Source organism: Blastococcus sp. TML/M2B (assembly GCF_016612865.1).
Classification (GTDB): Bacteria; Actinomycetota; Actinomycetes; order Mycobacteriales; family Geodermatophilaceae; genus Blastococcus.
The window spans coordinates 1,917,998-1,936,064 of sequence record NZ_JAENZZ010000002.1 but is presented as its reverse complement, the minus strand read 5'-3'; the positions used below and the strand labels follow the sequence as shown (position 1 = coordinate 1,936,064).

Sequence of the window (18,067 nt, the reverse complement as noted above, 5' to 3'; positions counted from 1 at the left end):
TCAGCGCAGCCGGCGCACCGGGACGACCATCGGCGTGCCGGTCACCGGGTCGGGCACGATCCGCGCCTCGAGGTCGAACACGTCGGCCAGCAGCTGCTCGGTGAGCACCTCGGCCGGCGTGCCGGAGGCGACCAGCACGCCGTCCTTCATGGCCACGAGCCGCTCGGCGTAGCGGGCGGCGAGGTTCAGGTCGTGCAGGACGACGGCGACCGTGCGGCCCCGCTCGGCGTGCAGCCGCCCGACCAGCTCGAGGACGTCGATCTGGTGGGCGAGGTCGAGGTAGGTGGTCGGCTCGTCCAGCAGCAGCAGGTCGGTGCCCTGCGCCAGCGCCATCGAGATCCAGGCGCGCTGCCGCTGCCCGCCGGAGAGCTCGTCGACCGCGCGGCCGGCCAGCTCGGCCATGTCGGTCCACTCCAGCGCCTCGGCGACGACCGCCTCGTCGTCCCGGGACCACTGCCGCACCCAGCTCTGGTGCGGGTGCCGGCCGCGGGCGACCAGGTCGGCGACGGTCAGCCCCTCCGGCGCGATCGGCGACTGCGGGAGCAGACCCAGGACCTTGGCGACCTCGCGGGTCGGCGTCCGGGCGATCGACCGGCCGTCGAGCAGCACCTGGCCGCCGGTGGGGCGCAGCAGCCGGCCCAGTGCACGCAGCAGGGTGGACTTGCCGCAGCCGTTGGGCCCGACGATCGCGGTGAACGAGCCGTCGGTGAGCTCGAGGTCCAGGTCGTGGACGACGACGGTGTCGTCGTAGGCCAGCCGCACGTGGTCGGCGGCCAGCCGCACGCGCGCCGCCTCCGGGGCGGGGGCCCCCTGCGCTGCCGGGGTCACGGTGTGCGCCGTCATAGGGTGGATCGCCGCCTTCCGCGGACCAGGAGCCAGAGCAGGTAGGGCGCGCCGATGACGGCGGTGAGGATGCCGACCGGCAGCGCCTCGGGGAGCACGGTGCGGGTGACCAGGTCCGCGCCGACGACGAGGACGGCGCCCAGCAGGCCCGACGCCAGCAGCGGCGGGCGCGAGCCGCCGGTCAGGCGCACCGCCACCTGGGGGACGACGAGCGCGACGAAGGTGATCGGGCCCGCGGCGGAGACGGCCGCCGCGGTGAGCGCGACGGCGAGCAGGACCACCGCCGTCTGGGCGATCGGGAGGCGCAGGCCCAGGCCGCGGGCGGTGTCGTCGCCGAACTGGAGGACGCTCAGCGCCCGGCCGGTCGCCAGCGCGAGCGGCAGGAGCACGGCGAGGGCCAGGGCGAGGGGCACCGCCTGGTCCCAGGTGCGCGCGTTGAGCGAGCCGGTGACCCACACGTACGCCGCGGCGGCGTCGTAGATCTGCGCGTTGGTGAGCAGCCAGTCGACCAGCGCGCTGCCGACCGACCACAGCGCGATGCCGACGAGGACCAGCCGGTACCCGTCGAGGCCCGCCCGCCAGGCCAGCACGAACAGCAGCAGCCCGGTGACCAGCCCGCCGATCAGCGCGGCGATCGGGACGCCGAAGCCGCCCAGCACGGCGCCGGCCGAGCTGGTGCCGCTGAGCACGATGGCCGCCACGGCGCCGACGGAGGCGCCGACGGTGATGCCCAGGGTGTCGGGGGAGGCCAGCGGGTTGCGGGCGAAGGTCTGGAACAGCGCGCCTGCGATGCCGAGCGCCAGCCCGACCAGCAGCCCGACGACCACCCGCGGCGCGCGCAGCTGCCGCACGATGAACTCCTGCGGGCCCTCGTCCAGGCCCAGCAGCGTGCGGACGACGTCGGTGACCCCGATCGGGAAGTCGCCGCGGCCGATGCTCACCGCCGAGACGAGCAGCAGGACGACCAGCGCCACGAGCGGGACGAGCACCTGCCGCCAGCGCAGCACGGTCGAGACCGGCCCGATCCGCACCGCCGTGCGGCCGCGCGGCCCGCTGACCGGGCGCTCCAGCGTGGCGCTCACAGGGCCATCGTCCGGCGACGGCGCACGAGCGCGATGAAGAACGGGGCGCCGACCAGCGCGAGCACGATGCCGACCTGGAGCTCGCCGGGGCGGGCCAGCACGCGGCCCAGCACGTCGGCGGCCAGCAGCAGCGCGGCGCCGGCGAGGGCAGAGCAGGGGACCAGCCAGCGGTGGTCGGGGCCGGTGAGCGCGCGGACGACGTGCGGCACGACCAGGCCGACGAAGGCGATCGGCCCGCAGGCCGCCGTCGCCGCGCCGCAGAGCAGCGTGATGGCGGCCAGGCCGACCGCCCGGGCCAGCCAGATGCGCTGGCCGAGCCCGCGGGCGACGTCCTCGCCGAGGCCGAGCAGGTTGAGCGCGGGGGCGTTGACCAGCGCCAGCACGACGCCGACGGCGATGAACGGCCCGACCTGCCAGGCGACCTCCTCGCCGCGGCCGGCCAGCGCGCCCACCTGCCAGAAGCGGAAGTTGTCCAGGGTGCGGGAATCACTGACCACGAACGCCCGGACGATCGCGTACAGCAGCGCCGAGAGGGCCGCGCCGGCCAGCGCGAGCGTCACCGGCGTCGCGCCGCCGCGGCCGGCCGAGCCGATCGCGTAGACGAGGACGGTGCCGATCAGCGCGCCGGCGAAGGCGAACCAGACGTACCCGGCGGGCGAGGCGACGCCGAACACCGCGATGGCGAGGACGACGGCCAGCGAGGCGCCGGCGGTGACGCCGAGCAGCCCCGGGTCACCGAGCGGGTTGCGGGTGTGGCCCTGCATGAGCGCGCCGGACATGCCCAGCGCGGCGCCGACCAGCAGGCCGAGCACGGTGCGCGGCACCCGCAGCTGCCGGACGATGACCGCGGCCTCGTTCGTCGGGTCGGTCTCGAACAGCGCGCGCCAGACCTCGCCCGGGGCGAGCGAGCGGGTGCCGACCGCGATGCTGGCCAGCGCCGCGGCCAGCACGAGCCCGACCAGGCCGAGCAGCACCAGCGTCCGCCGGGCGCGCTGGGTGCGCACCGAGGTGCGGGCGGCGCCGCTCCGCGCGGGAGCGTCGGCCGTGGCGGTCACACGAGCTCCCAGGGACGGACGGCGAGATCTGCAGTAAGGCTAACCTCACTGCCCCGCTGTCCGGCCGGGAGCGGCGCGTCAGCCGGGGAGGACCGACTCGATCGCGGCGCGCACCTCGGGGGCGTCCGGCGTCGTCATCGGGCGGAACCGGGCGACGACGTCGCCCGTGCCCGAGATCAGCCACTTCTCGAAGTTCCAGGCGACCTCGCCGGCCGTGCCCTCGGCGTCGGGGACGGCGGTGAGCTGCTGGAACAGCGGGTGCGCCCCCTCGCCGTTGACCTCGACCTTCTCCGTCATCGGGAAGGTGACGCCGTAGGTGCTGGAGCAGAACTCGGCGATCTCCTCGGCGGTGCCCGGCTCCTGGCCCATGAACTGGTTGCACGGCACGCCGACGACGGTGAAGCCGCGCGGCGCGAGCTCCTCGTGCAGCGCCTCCAGTGCGGCGTACTGCGGGGTCAGCCCGCACTTGCTGGCCACGTTCACGAGCAGCGCCGGCGTCCCACCGGTCAGCTCGCGCAGCGTGGTCGCCTCGCCTGCGAGGGTGGTCAGCGGCACGTCGAGGAGGTCGCTCATGACCGCCGCAGCACCGCCGGGACGGCGTTCATTCCGTCATTCCAGGGCGCTGATGTCGTCGGGGACGTCGACGGCGTGCTGCCGCAGCGCCTCGATCGGCACCACCTCGAGCGCCCGCTGGTTGGTCGCGGCCAGGACCACGCCCGCGGCGGCGCCCGCCTGGTAGGCCTGCAGCCACCGGACGGCGACGACGCACCACCGGTCGCCGGGGCGCAGGCCCGGGAAGCCGTACTCGGGGCGCGGGGTGGACAGGTCGTTGCCGAGCGAGCGCTGCATCTCCAGGAACTCGGCGGAGACGACGACGCAGACGGTGTGCGAGCCGAGGTCCTCCGGGCCGGTGCTGCAGCAGCCGTCGCGGTAGAAACCGGTGAGCGGCTCGGTGCCACACGGTTCCAGCAGGCCCCCGAGCACGTTCTTCTCGTCTGCGGGCACGGTGGCTCCTGTCTCCGGTGGCACGTCTCCGGTCAGGATGGCCGACGGGTGCCCGGCCCGCCGGTCAGGAGGCCGCGGCGATGACCACCGCCGCGAGCACCACCGGGAGCGCGAGCGAGGCGCCCATGGCCCAGGGCACCCAGCGGGGCAGCGGTGCGAGGTCCTGCCCGGTGCGGGGATCGCGCGCGGGCGACGCCGAACGGCGCAGGTGGCCGAGGGTAGGGGCGAGGACGACGACCGCGACGCCGAGCAGAGCCCAGGTGGGGAGCGGCCCGACCGGGTCGCCGCCCATCAGCCCGAGCAGGCCCGTGGCGAGCGACCACCCACCGACGAGGCTGCCGACGGCGACGAGGACGTCGGCGCGGCTCCAGCGCGTACGGGCCCGGCCGGAGACGCTCGCCGCGTACTCCTGCGGCGGTCCGAAGGCCTCGCGCGGATCCTCCCCGCTGTCGGCGACGTGGCTCTCGACCTCCGCCACGATCTCGCCGATCCGGTCGCCGGGGATGTCCCGCATGCGCAGCGCCAGGATCAGATCGCCGCGGTACGTGCCGGCGTCGGAACTCATCGGGCCTCCTCCAGGGACGGGAGCAGGGCCGTGGCCTGCTCGGTGAACAGCCGCCATGCGGCGGTGCGCCCGGCGAGCTCCGCCCGGCCTGCCTCGGTGGCCGCGAAGAACTTCCGCCCGGGCCCGGCGGCGCCTTCCCGCCAGGAGGACCGCAGCAGCCCGTCCTGCTCCATCCGGTTGAGGAGGGGATACAGCGTGCCGCCCTTGACCGGACCCAGGCCGGCCTCGCGGAGCTGCTGGGCGATGGCGTACCCGTAGGTCTCCTCCTCGGCCACGACGGCGAGGACGCACAGCGGCAATGCCGCGCGCAGCCAGTCGGAGGGCCAGGGGGTCTCGGAGGGCACGGCTAGACGGTAAGACCTACTAGTCAGCGACGCAAGCTAGTGAGCCGTGGCGGAGCGCGGCGTGGCAGTGGCAGGGTGCGGGCGTGAGCGACGTCCTGTGGCAGCCCACTCCGGAGACGATGCGGGGAACGCGGATCGCGGCGTTCGCGCGCTGGGTCGAGCAGCGCCGCGGGCTCTCCTTCGGCGACCCGGTGGACTACGACGCGCTGTGGCGCTGGTCGGTGGAGCACCTGGACCAGTTCTGGGGCGACCTCGCGCGGTGGACCGGCGTGCTCGACGTCCCGGACGCCGCCGTGCTGCCCGACCCGGGGATGCCCGGGGCGGTCTGGTTCCCGGGCACGACCGTGAACTACGCCGAGCAGGTCTTCCGGCAGAGCACGCCCGACCACCCGGCGATCATCGCGACCGCCGAGGACACCGAGCCGGCCGAGATCTCGTGGGCCGAGCTGCGCGGGCAGGTCGGCGCGTTCGCCGCGACCCTGCGCCGGCTCGGCGTCGGTCCGGGGGACCGCGTGGCCGGCTACCTGCCGAACGTCCCGGAGGCGGTGGTCGCGTTCCTCGGCGCCGCCGCCGTGGGCGCGGTGTGGTCGGCGTGCGCGCCGGACTTCGGCACCCGCGCCGTCCTGGACCGGTTCGCGCAGATCGAGCCCACCGTGCTCGTGGCCGTCGACGGCTACCGGTTCAACGGGCGGCCGTTCGACCGGCGGGAGGTCGTCGCGGAGCTGCGCGCCGCGCTGCCGAGCGTGCGGACGACGATCGCCGTCCCTCGGCTGTTCCCGTCCGAGCCGCCCGACGGAGCGCTGAGCTGGGCGGACGCCGTCGCGGACACGCAGGAGCCCCGGTTCGAGCCGACCGCCTTCGACCACCCGCTGTGGATCGTCTACTCGTCCGGCACGACCGGGTTGCCGAAGGGCATCGTGCACGGGCACGGCGGCGTCGTGCTCGAGCAGCGCAAGGCCGCCGAGCTGCACATGGACGTCGGCGTGGGCGACCGGTTCTTCTGGTACGCCTCGACCGCCTGGATCATGTGGAACATCGCGACGTCGACGCTGCTGAGCGGCTGCACGCTCGTCGTCCACGACGGCGCGCCGGCCTACCCGGGCCCCGACGCGCAGTTCGCCCTGGCCGCGCGGACCGGGATGACGTACCTGGGCACCAGCGCCGGCTACCTCTCCGCGTGCGAGAAGGCGGGGCTGCGGCCGGGCCGGGACCACGACCTCTCCGCGCTGCGCGGCGTCGGCTCGACCGGCTCGCCGCTGCCGGCCGCCGCCTTCCGCTGGGTCTACGACGCCGTGGCCGACGACGTGCTGCTCGGCTCGCTGTCGGGCGGCACCGACGTCGCGACCGGGTTCATCGGCAGCTCGCCGCTGCTGCCGGTGACCGCCGGGGAGCTGCAGCGCCCGCTGCTCGGCGTCGCCGCGGCGGCGTGGTCGGCCGACGGCGAGCCGGTGACCGGGGAGCTCGGCGAGCTGGTGATCACCGAGCCGATGCCGTCGATGCCGCTGCGGTTCTGGAACGACCCCGGCGACGCCCGCTACCGGGCCGCCTACTTCGAGCCGTGGCCCGGGGTGTGGCGGCACGGCGACTGGATGGAGGTCACCGAGCGCGGCACCTGCGTGATCACCGGGCGTTCGGACTCCACCCTCAACCGCGGCGGCGTCCGCATGGGCACCGCCGACATCTACGCCGCCGTCGAGTCGGTGCCCGAGGTGGTCGACTGCGTCGTCCTCGGGGTGGAGCAGCCCGACGGCGGCTACTGGATGCCCTTGTTCGTGCAGCTGGCGCCGGGGGTCTCCCTGGACGACGCGCTGGTTGCCCGGCTGCGCGCCGTCATCCGGGAGCAGGCCTCGCCGCGGCACGTGCCCGACGAGGTCCTCGCCGTCCCCGCGGTGCCGCACACGCGCACCGGCAAGCGCCTGGAGGTGCCGCTCAAGCGGTTGTTCCAGGGCGTCGACCCGGCCAAGGCGGTCAACGTCGGCACCGTCGACGACCCCGCCGCCGTCGAGCACTACGTCGCGCTCGCCCGGCAGCGCCGCACCCCCTGAGGGACTTTCGGTACCGAAAGTCCCTCCGGGGTCGGCGCTGGTGAGGCTGGTCACCTGCGCGGATGAGCTCGGACTGCGGCGGATAGGACCAGCCCCCAAGGTGGACCTGATCATCCGCCCGGACCGAGTGGAGACCGACGATGACGTCGAGCGAGACCGAGACCCTGCTGCCCCCGCCGCCGGCGCTGCTGCCCCCGTGGCACACGCCCGAGCGCGAGGAGCTGCAGTTGCAGGCCCGCCGGTTCGCGATGGACGAGGTGCTGCCGGTCGCGAACGAGCTCGACCCGCAGAAGGGCCTGATCCCGGCCTCGCTGCTGGGCCGGCTGGCCGAGCTGGGCTACTTCGGCATCACCGTGCCGGCCGAGCAGGGCGGCCTGGGCCTGGGCGTCTTCGAGTACTGCATGGTCAGCGAGGAGCTGGCCCGCGCCTGGATGTCGTCGGCCAGCATCCTGGCCCGCTCCCAGGGCCTGGGGACGGCGGTGCCCGACGCCGACCGGCGCGAGGAGCTCAGCCGGCGCAGCGCCCGCGGCGAGTGGATCGGCGCCATCGCGCTGTCCGAGCCCGACGCCGGGTCCGACCTCGCCGGCGTCTCCACCCGCGCCGTCCTCGAGGGCGACCGAGTGGGTGGTGACCGGCCGCAAGCGCTGGTGCGGCAACGCCGAGGCGGCCGACTTCATCCAGGTGCTGGTGCGCGAGCGGGACCCGGAGGAGGGGGAGTCCCGCTCGGCCGGGCTGATCAACCTGCTGCTGGAGAAGAAGCGCGGCGAGTTCCCGGAGGGGCTCACAGGGCACCCGATCGACAAGATCGGCTACCACGGCTTCCTGACCTGGGACCTCACCTTCGACGGCGTCCGCATCCCGAAGGACAACATCATCGACGAGGCCAAGGCGGCCCGGGAGGACAGCGGCGAGGAGGGGGAGGCGGCCAAGCAGGCTGGCTTCGCCGAGGCGCAGAAGTTCCTCAACACCGCGCGCGTGCACACCGCCGCCCGTGCCGTCGGCCTCGCCCGCGCCGCGCTGGAGGACTCGATCCTCTACCTGCAGGAGCGCGAGCAGTTCGGCCACCCGATCGGCGACTTCCAGGCGCTGCGGTTCGCCGTCGCCGAGATGGCCGCGCAGATCGAGCAGGCGCGCAGCTTCTACCGGCAGGTCGCGCACCTGATCGACCTGGGGCTGCCGGTGGCCAAGGAGGCCTCGATGGTCAAGCTCGAGGCCACCGAGATGTCGGTGCGGGTGACCAACCAGGCGATGCAGCTGCACGGCGGCAACGGCTACACCACCGAGCGGCAGGTCGAGCGGCACTGGCGCGACGCCCGGCTGACCACGATCTTCGAGGGCACCAGCGAGATCCAGAAGCGGATCATCAGCGACCGCCTGCTGCCGCGCTCGCCGCTGAGCTGAGTCGCGATTGCGCCCTGTTCCACCTCTCCGCGCGCGGTGAGACGTGGAACAGGGCGCACCGGTCGGGCTGAGCGGCGGCGACGCGACCGTTCGTGCACGAACCGTCGTCCCGGGCCACCGGAGACGACGGTTCGTGCACAAGACGCGGGGTCAGGGCAGCCGGAGCACGCGCGCCTCCCAGGGGCGCAGCACGGCGGGGTCGTCCTCGGGCAGGTTGCCGAGCACCAGCTCCGCGTCGACCACCTCGGGCAGCAGCGACGACAGCCGGTAGGTGGTCCGGCCCACGTTGCAGACGACGAGCAGCGTTCCGCCGTCCCGGGAGCGGGTGAAGGCGTACACCTCGTCGTGCTCCGGCAGCAGCAGGTGGAAGTCGCCGAGGGCCACCACCGGGTCCTCGTGCCGCAGCGCGATCAGCCGCCGGTAGTGGGCGAGCACCGACGTCGGGTCGTCCCGCTGCGCCGCCGCGTTCCACTCGACGTGGTCGGGGTTGACCGCGAGCCACGGCCGGCCGGTGGTGAAGCCGGCGTGGGGCGAGTCGTCCCACTGGACCGGGGTGCGGGCGTTGTCGCGGCTCGACGTCCGCAGCGCGGCCAGGACGTCGGCCGGGTCGTGCCCCGCGGAGACGGCGTGCACGTGGTGGTTGAGCGACTCGACGTCGGCGAACTCCTCCAGCGAGCGGAACGGGTAGTTCGCCATCCCGAGCTCCTGGCCCTGGTAGACGTACGGCGTCCCGCGGTGCAGGTGCAGCAGCGTGGCCAGGCAGGTGGCCGAGTCGCGGCGGAACTCGGGGGAGTCGTCCCCGAAGCGGGAGACCGCGCGCGGCTGGTCGTGGTTGTCCCAGTAGAGCGAGTTCCACCCCACCTCGGCCAGCCCCGTCTGCCAGCGGCCGAACGAGGCCTTGAGGTCGCGCATCCGCAGCGGGTGGACCTCCCACTTCGAGGTCCCGTGGTCCAGGCCGACGTGCTCGAACTGGAACACCATGTCCACCTCGGCGCGGGCCGGATCGGTGAACAGCCGGGCCTGCTCGACGGTGACGCCGGGCATCTCGCCGACGGTCAGCAACGCCTCCGGGCGCCCCGCGAAGACCTCGCGGTGCATCTCCTGGAGGAACTCGTGGATCCGCGGCCCGCAGATGAACGAGGCGTACCCGCTGCCCAGCGCCGAGCCGGGGATCGGCGGCCCGTCGTGCAGCGAGCCGTCCGGGGCGACGTCCTTGCTGATCATGTTGATGACGTCCATGCGGAAACCGTCGACCCCGCGGTCGAGCCACCACCGCATCATGTCGTAGACCGCGTGCCTGACCTCGGGGTTCTCCCAGTTGAGGTCGGGCTGGCGGCGGTCGAACAGGTGCAGGTAGTACTCGCCGCTGGCCTCGTCGAGGGTCCATGTCGGCCCGGAGAAGAACGACTGCCAGTTCGTCGGCTCCGCCCCCGGGTCACCCGCCGCGAATCCCGGCCGCGGCGGCCGCCACCAGTACCAGTCCCGCTTCGGTGACGTCCTCGATGCCCTGCTCTCTTCGAACCACGGGTGCGCGTCGCTGGTGTGGTTGACCACCAGGTCCATCACCAGCTTCATCCCGCGCGCGTGCAGGGCGGCGATCAGCTCGTCCAGCTGCGCCAGGCTGCCGAAGAGCGGGTCGATGTCGCGGTAGTCGCTGATGTCGTAGCCGTTGTCGGCCTGCGGCGAGGGGTAGACCGGCGAGAGCCACAGGACGTCGACGCCGAGGTCGGTCAGGTGGTCCAGCCGCTGGAGGATGCCGCCCAGGTCGCCGACGCCGTCGCCGTCGGAGTCCATGAACGAGCGCGGGTAGACCTGGTAGACGACGGCGCGGGTCCACCACGGCGCGGGCTCGGCGCCCGTCGGGAAGGGCGAGGGTGCGGAGTCCATGCGACCGTCTGCCCCGATCAGGACGCCGGGAACCCGTGGTGCACGGCCTCGACGTTGTTGCCGTCGGGATCGCGCAGGAAGACGCCGTAGTAGCCCGGGTGGTACTCGGGCCACTCCCGCGGCTCGTGCAGGATCTCCGCGCCCGCCTCCCGTGCTGCCGCATAGACGGCGTCGACGGCCTCGCGCGACGGGGCCGCCAGCGCGAGGTGCACGGGGCGGTTGTCACCCTCCGCCAGCGGCGACGTCCACAGCTGCGGCTGGCCGCCCGGGCCGGCCAGGCCGATCACCGGGCCGTGCGGGGTGTCGAAGCGCATGGCCTCCCGCACGCCGCAGGAGGCGAAGACCTGCTCGTAGAAGGCCGCTGCAGCGGCGGCGTCGGCGCACTGCAGACCCAGGTGGTCGATCATGGCCGGACGGTAGCGGCGGGGCCCGGCATCCGGCACCCCCCGGCGCCCCGCCGATGAGAACCGTCGTCGTCGGTCGTCGTACTGCTGACGGCGCGCGTGGGCGCGCCGCCCCGCGGACCGAGGAGACCCCCGTGCGCATGATCTTCGTGAACCTCCCCGTCGCCGATCTGGCCCGGGCCAAGGCCTTCTACGGTGGGCTCGGCCTCGAGTTCGACGAGCAGTTCAGCGACGAGCGGACGGCGTCGGTCGTCATCAGCGAGCAGATCGTGGTCATGCTGCTCACCCGCGACCGGTTCGCCGACTTCGTGCCGGGAGCGGTCGGCGACCCGGCCGCGGCAACGACGCAGCTCAACGGCCTGTCCGTGGACTCGCGGGAGGAGGCCGACGACATGCTCGCCCGTGCCCTGGCCTCGGGCGGCAAGCCGTTGCAGCCGGCGCAGGACCACGGGTTCATGTACGGCACCAGCTTCACCGACCCGGACGGGCACGTCTGGGAGACCATCTGGATGGATCCTTCTGCCGTGCAGTGACCGCCCGGGCGGGCCGGCGTCCCCGCTGCTTGGATGGTCGCGGCACCGGGACGGCCCCGGCGCCAGCGAGGAGGCATCGTGGCCGAGTTGACCCGTCCGGACGTCGAGCCCCCCACCGGGCCCGCCCCCGACGACCTGGTGATCGAGGACCTCGTCGTCGGTGACGGCCCCGAGGCCAAGGCCGGCGACCTGATCAGCGCCCACTACGTCGGCGTCACCCACGACGGCGGCGAGCAGTTCGACGCCTCCTGGGACCGCGGCGACCCGCTGGAGTTCCGCCTCGGCGTCGGCATGGTCATCCAGGGCTGGGACGAGGGCATGCTCGGAATGAAGGTCGGCGGCCGCCGCCGGCTGACCATCCCGGCGCACAAGGCCTACGGCGAGCGCGGCGCGGGCGGCGTCATCAAGCCCGGCGCCACCCTCGTCTTCGTCGTCGACCTCGTCGGCGTGCGCTGACCCCGCGACCCCCCCCCGGATCACAGCGCGTCCAGGAGACGTTCCCGCCTGGCGCCGAGCGGGTCCGTCGCGCCGGGTGGGACCCCCCCCGGGCCCCACCCGGCGCGCCCTCCGCCCGCGGGAAATAGTTCCGCCGTGCAACGGCGTTGGGTCGGGCATGCGCGTAGAGGTGTGGTCCGACGTCGTCTGCCCGTGGTGCTACGTCGGCAAGCGCCGGCTGGAGACCGCCCTGGAGCGGTTCCCGCACCGTGACCAGGTCGAGGTCGTGTGGCGCTCCTTCCAGCTGGACCCGACGGTCCCCGAGGGCGAGACGCACCCGACGCTGCCCGCGCTGGCCGCCAAGTACGGCGTCCCCGCGGAGCAGATGCGCGAGAACATGCGCGGTCTCGAGGAGCTCGCCGCCGCCGAGGGGCTCGAGTACCACCTGGCCGACGGCATCAGCGGCAACACGCTGCTCGCCCACGAGCTGCTGCACCTGGCCGCCGAGCACGGCAACGAGAAGCGCAACGAGCTCAAGGAGCGCCTGCTGCACGCCTACTTCGAGGAGCAGCGCTCGGTCTTCGACGTCGACTCGCTCGTGCCGCTCGCCGTGGAGGTGGGGCTGGACGAGGCCGAGGTCCGCGAGGCGCTGGCCGACCGCCGCTACCGGCACGCGGTCATCGAGGACAGCGCGACGGCGGTCGAGCTCGGCGCGCGCGGCGTCCCGTTCTTCGTCGTCGACCGGAAGTACGGCGCCGCCGGCGCCCAGCCCGCCGAGCAGCTGCTGCAGATCCTCGAGCGCGCCTGGGCCGACGCCAACCCGTTGATCACCGTCCCCGCCGCCGAGGGCTGCGAGGACGGCACCTGCGCCGTCTGACCGGCGGATGTGCGCATAACGGCCTCTCCGGCGGCGCAAGACCCCGGTTCGTGCACATCCGGCGGCTCGGGCGCTAGCCGAGCAGGCCCGGGACGGCGCGCAGGGCCGTCTCGGCGTCCGCGGTCAGCTCGCGGACGACGTCGGTCGCCGACCGCTCCGCGCGCACCATCCCCACCGCCTCGCCCGCGTAGAGCGGGGCGTGCGCGGGGTCCCCGGTGCGCCGGCCGTCGACGACGAGCTGCCGGGCGGCGTCGTCGGACACCAGCTCGGCCTCCCGCCCGTGCCAGGCGCGGGAGAAGTCGTTGACCAGCGCCCGGCCGGGCCAGCGCTCCGGCCAGGCGATGCCCTCGGCGACGTCGAAGGCGCGGGTCAGCACCGTGCCGTCGCCGTCGGCCTCCCGGATCCGCAGGCGGGCGGCCGCGCCGTTGAGCCCCTCCGTGCACGACAGCAGCGCCGTCCCGATCCACACCCCGGCCGCGCCGGCGACCAGCATCCCGGCCATCGCGCGGCCCGTCGCGATCCCGCCGGCGGCGAGGACCGGCAGGTCGGTGAGCGCGAGCACCTCCTGCAGCAGCGGCAAGGAGCGCGCGCTGCCCGGTGTGCCCACCGGCCTCCGTGCCCTGCGCGACCAGGACGTCGACACCCGCCTCCAGGGCGCGGTGCGCATCGGCGACGGTGTTCACCTGCGCGACGACGGCGATGCCCGCGTCGTGCAGCGGCGCGACGTAGGGCGCCGGGTCGCCGAAGGACATCGACACCAGTGCCGGGCGTGCGGCCAGCGTGGCGTCGAAGAGCTCCGGCCGGTCCGCGAGCGTCCAGATCATCAGCCCGACGCCGAAGGGGCCGCCCTCGGCGGCGCGGGCGCTCTCCGCCGTCACGAACTCGGCGCTGTGCCGGCCGCTGACGCCGACCATGCCGAGCCCGCCGGCCCGGGAGACGGCCGCGGCGAGGGCGCCGCCGGAGACGCCGGCCATCGGCGCACCGACGACCGGCGTCGCGAGGTCGAAGCGGCGGGTCAGCGGGGTCTGGATCACCGGCCCATCGTGCCGCAGCGCAGCGATGGCGCCCCCCGGCACCGGCGCGCGGGGGTGGACCGATCCGTCACACCGCCGGGTCGGCGTACGGGCCGCCGGCCGCCTGCTCCTCCTCGTCGGCGGCGATCTCGTCCTCGCCGGCCACGAGCGGGTCGTCCCCGGCCGAGGCGAGGTCCTCGCCCTGGCCCATCGCGCCGGGATCGGCCTGCAGCGTGCGGGGGTCGTTGAGCGGATCCGGGGTGTCGGGATCGGTGACGGTCATGCCCGGCGCATGCCCCGACGGCGGACGGTGGAACCCCTCCCCTTCGCGTAACCCATGTGTTACGCATGCACCCGTGGACGCCCTCGCCGCGCTGGCCGACCCGGTCCGCCGGGAGCTCGTGCGGCTGCTCGCCCACGGCGAGGTGCCCGCGGGGGAGCTCGCCGAGCGCTTCCCGGTCAGCCGGCCGGCGGTCAGCCGGCACCTGCGCGTGCTGCGGGAGGCCGGCCTGGTCACGGTGCGGGCCGAGGGGAAGCGGCGGCTCTACGCCCTCGACCCGCGGCCGCTGCGCGAGCTCGACGACTGGCTGGCGGCCTACCGCGACCTGTGGGCGCAGCGGCTGGACGCACTGGACACCGAGATCGCCCGCGGTCGGCGGGCACGGAGGGACGGAGGACCGGCATGAGCGCGGACCGGCGACGGGGGACCGTCACCCGCCTGGACGACGGACGGCAGCGGCTGGAGTTCCGCCGCGAGTGGCCCGATCCGATCGAGGACGTGTGGGCCGCGCTCACCGAACCCGACCGGCTGGTGCGCTGGATCGGCACCTTCGAGGGGGAGCGGGCCGTCGGCGCCACCGGCACCTTCACGATGACCCACGAGGCCGAGCCGGCCGGCGAGCCGATGCGGATCCTCGAGTGCGACCCGCCCCGCCGCCTGGTGGTCGAGTGGGTGCAGCAGGACAGCGACGCGTGGCGGGTGGACCTGGACCTCACGCGGGAGGGCGACCGCACCGTGCTGCGCTTCGTGCAGGTCTTCGGCCCCGACGCCGACGTCGTGGACTACGCCATGGGCTGGCACTGGTACCTGGACAAGTTCGGCGCCGAGGTGGAGGGCACGTCCGGGCCGGGGGACTGGGACACCTTCCTCGCCGCGACCGGCCCCGCCTACGGCCGCGCCTGACCCCTCCGGGGAGGCACGCCCCGCGCCGTCCGTGACGCGGTGTGACGTGCGCGATAGCGTGCCGGGGATCCGTCCGCCGACAACGGCGTCGGCGGCCGGATCGACCGCTCCGCGCACCGCCGCGCTCGATCGGTGACCCCGCCGGGGGTCGGTTAGCGTGGAAGAGCCGCAACCGGTTCGACGGAGGCTCTTCCCCACGTGGCGAATCCCTACCTGCAGGTGCTGCGCACGCCGCACGCCCTGCCCATGGTGCTGGCTGCCTTCCTGGGCCGCTTGCCGCTGTCGATGGTGGGGCTGGGCTGCGTGCTGCTGGTGGCTGCCGAGACCGGTTCCTACGGCCTCGGTGGCGCGGTCGCCGCGGTCGGCGCGGTGACGACGGCGGTGTCCGGCCCGTTCATCGGCCGGCTCTCCGACGCCCACGGCCAGCGCCGGGTGCTGCTGCCCGTGGTGACGGTCTTCGTCGCCTCGGGCACGCTGTTCCTGCTCGCCGTCCGGCGGGACTGGCCGCTGCTGCTCGTCTTCGCCTCCGCCGGGCTGGCCGGCGCCTGCCTGCCGCCGGTCTCCTCGATGATCCGGGTGCGCTGGACCCACCTGCTGCGCGGCAGCCACCGGCTGCCGACCGCACTGGCCATGGAGTCCGTCGTCGACGAGATGGTCTTCGTCCTCGGCCCCGTGCTGGTGGCGATCCTGTCGACGACGGGGCACGCGACCTCGGGCCTGGTCACCGCGTTCGTGCTGGCGACCGTGGGCAGCCTGCTGTTCGCGGGGCAGCGGCGCACCGAGCCGCAGCCCACGGCCCACGAGCACCGCAGCAGCTCCTCGGCGATGCGGTCCGACGGCCTCAAGGTGCTGTTCGTCGTCGCCGCCGGGGTGGGGACGGTCCTCGGCACCCTGCAGGTCTGCCTCGTCGCCTTCGCCGACGAGCTGGACGCCGAGCCGATGACCGGCGTCCTCATCGCCGGGCTCGCGGTCGGGTCGATGATCAGCGGCATCGGCTGGGGCACGGTGCACTGGCGGCTGCCGCTGCGCCACCGCCTGGCGGCCGTGCTGGTGCTGCTGACGCTGCTCAGCGCCCCGCTGGTGCTGGTCCGCGACGTGTGGCTGATGCTGCCGTTCGTGGTGCTCGCCGGGATCGCGGTCTCGCCGTCGCTCATCAGCGCCTTCACCCTCGCCGAGCTGCTCGTCCCCCGGGCGTCGGTCACCGAGGCGTTCACCTGGATCGGCACGGCGCTCGCGCTGGGCGTGGCCGTCGGCGCCTCCGTGTCCGGCAAGATCGTCGACGTGTCCGGTGCGAACGCCGCCCTGTCGGTGGCGACGCTCGCGGCGGCGGTGGCCGCCCTCGTCGTCGCACTGGGCCAGCGGGCGCTGCACGTGCCCGCCGAGCACGCCCCCACGCCCGCGCTGGCCCGCTGATGGACGAGCGGTACGAAATCGCCGGTGCGCTGGTGCGCGACCGGACGGTGCGCGCGCCCCTGCACCACGGCACCGACGACGGCGCGGCGATCGAGGTCTTCGTCCGCGAGCTGGTGCACCCGGAGAAGCGGGACGCCGACCTGCCGCTGCTGCTGTTCCTGCAGGGCGGTCCGGGCGGGAAGTCGCCCCGGCCCACCCGCGGCGGCTGGATCGCCCGGGCGCTGCGCGACTTCCGCGTGGTGCTGCTCGACCAGCGCGGCACCGGGCGCAGCACGCGGATCACCGGCGCGACCGTGCAGCGGTTCCCGGACGCGGAGACCGCCGCCGACCACCTGGCGGCCTTCCGGGCCGACGCGATCGTCGCTGACGCCGAACTCGTCCGCGCCACCCTCTACGGCGGGCGCCGGTGGACCACCCTCGGCCAGAGCTACGGCGGGTTCGTCACACTCACCTACCTCTCCACCGCCCCGCAGGCGCTGGACCGCTGCCTGGTCACCGGCGGGTTGCCGGCCCTGCAGCCCGACGCCCGCGCGCTGTACCGCCGGACCTACCCGCGCGTCGCCGCCAAGGTGGCCCGCTTCTACGCCCGCTACCCCGCCGACGTCGCGCGGGCCGGAGCGGTCGCCGACCGGCTCGCCGCCGCTCCGGTCCGGCTGCCGGACGGCGACGTGCTGTCGGTGCGCCGGCTGCAGACCGTCGGCCAGGTGCTGGGCACCCAGGCCGGCGCGGAGGAGCTGCACTGGCTGCTCGAGGAGGCGCTGGACGACGGCGCCCCGGGCGGGCTGTCCGACACCTTCCTCGACCAGGTCGCCCGCCGGACCGCGTTCTGGGACAACCCGCTCTACGCCGCCCTCCACGAGAGCATCTACGCCGGGCCGGGCGCCACCGGGTGGGCGGCGGAGGCCGAGCGGACGCCGGAGTTCGACGGCGACCGCCGTCCGCTGCCGTTCACCGGCGAGATGATCTACCCCTGGATGTTCGACGAGATCGCCGCGCTGAGGCCCTTCGCGGCCGCCGCGCACGCGCTCGCGGACCGGGCGGACCTCCCGCCCCTCTACGACCCGGCGCGGCTGGCGGCGAACGAGGTCCCGGTCGACGCCGCCGTCTACTTCGACGACATGTACGTCGACGCCGACCTCTCGCTGGAGACGGCGGCGGCCGTGGGCAACGTGCGCACCTGGGTCACCAACGAGTTCGAGCACGACGGGCTGCGCACCGGCGACGTGCTCGACCGGCTGCTCGGCCTGCGCGCGCGGTGACCCGTCCCCGGCCGGCCCCGGGTGGCGGACGGCGGCTGGGCGTCGCCCCCGAGCGGCTGGGCCGGTGGCTCGACGGCGTCGCCGAGCGGCACGGGACCTTCGCCGACGTCGTCGTCGGTGAGCACGGCATGCTCCGGCTCACCTGCGCGGACACCACGTCGGTCGCGCTCCGGGCGCCGTTCGGCTGGACGCCGGGCACGCCGGCGCTGGCGAGCTTCACCGCTGCCGCGCGCGCCGACCGCGTCGCGGCCGTGCTGCTCGTGCGGCGGGGCCGGTGGGCCGTCGGCGTCTTCGACGGCGAGCGCCTGGTGGTCTCCAAGGTCGACGCCCGCCAGGTGCAGGGCCGGACGGCGGCCGGCGGCTGGTCGCAGCAGCGGTTCGCACGCCGCCGCGGGAACCAGACCGACGCCGTCGTGGGCGCGGCCGCGGACACCGCGGCCCGGGTGCTGCTGCCGCACGCCGCCGAGGTGGCCGCGCTGTTCACCGGCGGGGACAGGGGGCTGGTCGACGAGGTGCTCGCCGATCGCCGGCTGGCCGTCCTCGCCGCGCTCCGCCGCGAGCCCGCGCTCGACGTCGGCGAGCCGACCAAGGCCGTCCTGCTGACGACGCCCGGGCTGTTCCGCGCCGTCGAGGTCACGATCGTGGAGCCCGACGACCGCTCCTGAGGGTCCGCATTTCGTGCCGGAATGGTGCGGTAATGGTCGAAGAATGGCGAAACGTGCG

21 protein-coding genes and 2 pseudogenes are annotated in these 18,067 nt (G+C 74.7%); 11 read left to right on the top strand and 12 right to left on the bottom strand.

The window, feature by feature from the left end; translation table 11 throughout:
• The 7 genes from JKP75_RS17960 to JKP75_RS17930 form a co-directional block, all read right to left on the bottom strand.
• On the bottom strand, positions 1-843 hold the full coding sequence (locus JKP75_RS17960) for an ABC transporter ATP-binding protein (RefSeq protein WP_200489949.1): 843 nt from the start codon (positions 841-843) through the stop codon (positions 1-3).
• Entirely contained in the window at positions 840-1,925 is a 1,086-nt protein-coding gene (locus JKP75_RS17955) for an iron ABC transporter permease (protein ID WP_309229964.1), read from the bottom strand. The genes JKP75_RS17960 and JKP75_RS17955 overlap by 4 nt, the downstream gene beginning before the upstream one ends.
• Complete coding sequence (locus tag JKP75_RS17950; RefSeq protein WP_200489950.1) at positions 1,922-2,980, bottom strand: iron ABC transporter permease; 1,059 nt, start codon at positions 2,978-2,980, stop codon at positions 1,922-1,924. The genes JKP75_RS17955 and JKP75_RS17950 overlap by 4 nt, the downstream gene beginning before the upstream one ends.
• A 78-nt stretch (positions 2,981-3,058) precedes the next feature.
• On the bottom strand, positions 3,059-3,553 hold the full coding sequence (locus JKP75_RS17945) for a glutathione peroxidase (RefSeq protein WP_200489951.1): 495 nt from the start codon (positions 3,551-3,553) through the stop codon (positions 3,059-3,061).
• A gap of 36 nt (positions 3,554-3,589) precedes the next feature.
• Entirely contained in the window at positions 3,590-3,985 is a 396-nt protein-coding gene (locus JKP75_RS17940) for a DUF2237 family protein (RefSeq protein WP_200489952.1), read from the bottom strand.
• 64 nt (positions 3,986-4,049) lie between these two features.
• Positions 4,050-4,550, bottom strand: a complete 501-nt coding sequence (locus JKP75_RS17935; protein WP_200489953.1) for a hypothetical protein — start codon at positions 4,548-4,550, stop codon at positions 4,050-4,052.
• Positions 4,547-4,894: a PadR family transcriptional regulator gene (locus tag JKP75_RS17930; protein WP_200489954.1), complete on the bottom strand. Its 348-nt coding sequence runs from the start codon at positions 4,892-4,894 to the stop codon at positions 4,547-4,549. Before JKP75_RS17930 ends, JKP75_RS17935 begins: the two co-directional genes overlap by 4 nt.
• An 83-nt stretch (positions 4,895-4,977) precedes the next feature.
• Here JKP75_RS17930 and JKP75_RS17925 point away from each other — a divergent pair, with 83 nt between their 5' ends.
• Together JKP75_RS17925 and JKP75_RS24790 are read left to right on the top strand one after the other, a co-directional pair.
• Positions 4,978-6,939, top strand: coding sequence for an acetoacetate--CoA ligase (locus tag JKP75_RS17925; RefSeq protein WP_309229963.1), 1,962 nt, complete (start codon positions 4,978-4,980; stop codon positions 6,937-6,939).
• A gap of 140 nt (positions 6,940-7,079) precedes the next feature.
• Positions 7,080-7,355 (top strand): annotated as a pseudogene (locus tag JKP75_RS24790) (acyl-CoA dehydrogenase family protein); the annotation flags it as partial.
• Here the strand turns inward: JKP75_RS24790 and JKP75_RS21970 are convergent.
• Complete coding sequence (locus JKP75_RS21970) at positions 7,277-7,534, bottom strand: hypothetical protein (protein WP_242473370.1); 258 nt, start codon at positions 7,532-7,534, stop codon at positions 7,277-7,279. The pseudogene JKP75_RS24790 and the gene JKP75_RS21970 sit on opposite strands and share 79 nt — an antisense overlap.
• A gap of 32 nt (positions 7,535-7,566) precedes the next feature.
• Here JKP75_RS21970 and JKP75_RS17915 point away from each other — a divergent pair, with 32 nt between their 5' ends.
• The gene (locus JKP75_RS17915; protein ID WP_200493338.1) at positions 7,567-8,340 is read left to right on the top strand and encodes an acyl-CoA dehydrogenase family protein; all 774 of its coding nucleotides are present in this window, start codon (positions 7,567-7,569) and stop codon (positions 8,338-8,340) included.
• A gap of 150 nt (positions 8,341-8,490) precedes the next feature.
• Here JKP75_RS17915 and JKP75_RS17910 read toward each other — a convergent pair whose 3' ends face one another.
• Together JKP75_RS17910 and JKP75_RS17905 are read right to left on the bottom strand one after the other, a co-directional pair.
• Positions 8,491-10,227 carry an alpha-glucosidase gene (locus JKP75_RS17910; RefSeq protein WP_200493336.1) on the bottom strand — a complete coding sequence of 579 codons (1,737 nt, stop codon included), beginning with the start codon at positions 10,225-10,227 and terminating at the stop codon, positions 8,491-8,493.
• A gap of 17 nt (positions 10,228-10,244) precedes the next feature.
• The gene (locus JKP75_RS17905) at positions 10,245-10,634 is read right to left on the bottom strand and encodes a VOC family protein (RefSeq protein ID WP_200489956.1); all 390 of its coding nucleotides are present in this window, start codon (positions 10,632-10,634) and stop codon (positions 10,245-10,247) included.
• Positions 10,635-10,771: 137 nt separating this feature from the next.
• On the opposite strand from JKP75_RS17905, the gene JKP75_RS17900 reads away from it, so the two are divergent.
• From JKP75_RS17900 to JKP75_RS17890, 3 genes are all read left to right on the top strand, one after another.
• Positions 10,772-11,164, top strand: a complete 393-nt coding sequence (locus tag JKP75_RS17900) for a VOC family protein (protein ID WP_207147471.1) — start codon at positions 10,772-10,774, stop codon at positions 11,162-11,164.
• Positions 11,165-11,242: 78 nt separating this feature from the next.
• Positions 11,243-11,620 carry an FKBP-type peptidyl-prolyl cis-trans isomerase gene (locus JKP75_RS17895; protein ID WP_200489958.1) on the top strand — a complete coding sequence of 126 codons (378 nt, stop codon included), beginning with the start codon at positions 11,243-11,245 and terminating at the stop codon, positions 11,618-11,620.
• A 157-nt stretch (positions 11,621-11,777) separates the two neighbouring features.
• Positions 11,778-12,476, top strand: a complete 699-nt coding sequence (locus tag JKP75_RS17890) for a DsbA family oxidoreductase (protein ID WP_200489959.1) — start codon at positions 11,778-11,780, stop codon at positions 12,474-12,476.
• 73 nt (positions 12,477-12,549) lie between these two features.
• On the opposite strand, the pseudogene JKP75_RS24785 reads toward JKP75_RS17890, so the two are convergent.
• Both JKP75_RS24785 and JKP75_RS17880 read right to left on the bottom strand, forming a co-directional pair.
• Positions 12,550-13,450 (bottom strand): annotated as a pseudogene (locus JKP75_RS24785) (NAD(P)H-dependent flavin oxidoreductase).
• 127 nt (positions 13,451-13,577) lie between these two features.
• Positions 13,578-13,772 (bottom strand): hypothetical protein, encoded by a 195-nt coding sequence (locus JKP75_RS17880; RefSeq protein WP_200489960.1) that lies wholly within the window; start codon positions 13,770-13,772, stop codon positions 13,578-13,580.
• A gap of 73 nt (positions 13,773-13,845) precedes the next feature.
• Between JKP75_RS17880 and JKP75_RS17875 the strand changes: the two genes are divergently transcribed.
• From JKP75_RS17875 to JKP75_RS17855, 5 genes are all read left to right on the top strand, one after another.
• Positions 13,846-14,175 (top strand): helix-turn-helix transcriptional regulator, encoded by a 330-nt coding sequence (locus JKP75_RS17875; RefSeq protein ID WP_200489961.1) that lies wholly within the window; start codon positions 13,846-13,848, stop codon positions 14,173-14,175.
• The gene (locus JKP75_RS17870; RefSeq protein WP_200489962.1) at positions 14,172-14,672 is read left to right on the top strand and encodes an SRPBCC family protein; all 501 of its coding nucleotides are present in this window, start codon (positions 14,172-14,174) and stop codon (positions 14,670-14,672) included. The genes JKP75_RS17875 and JKP75_RS17870 overlap by 4 nt, the downstream gene beginning before the upstream one ends.
• 198 nt (positions 14,673-14,870) lie before the next feature.
• Positions 14,871-16,085: an MFS transporter gene (locus tag JKP75_RS17865; protein WP_200489963.1), complete on the top strand. Its 1,215-nt coding sequence runs from the start codon at positions 14,871-14,873 to the stop codon at positions 16,083-16,085.
• The gene (locus JKP75_RS17860; RefSeq protein WP_200493334.1) at positions 16,085-17,344 is read left to right on the top strand and encodes an alpha/beta fold hydrolase; all 1,260 of its coding nucleotides are present in this window, start codon (positions 16,085-16,087) and stop codon (positions 17,342-17,344) included. The genes JKP75_RS17865 and JKP75_RS17860 overlap by 1 nt, the downstream gene beginning before the upstream one ends.
• Positions 17,341-18,009 carry an acVLRF1 family peptidyl-tRNA hydrolase gene (locus JKP75_RS17855; protein WP_200493332.1) on the top strand — a complete coding sequence of 223 codons (669 nt, stop codon included), beginning with the start codon at positions 17,341-17,343 and terminating at the stop codon, positions 18,007-18,009. The genes JKP75_RS17860 and JKP75_RS17855 overlap by 4 nt, the downstream gene beginning before the upstream one ends.
• Positions 18,010-18,067 lie beyond the last annotated feature (58 nt).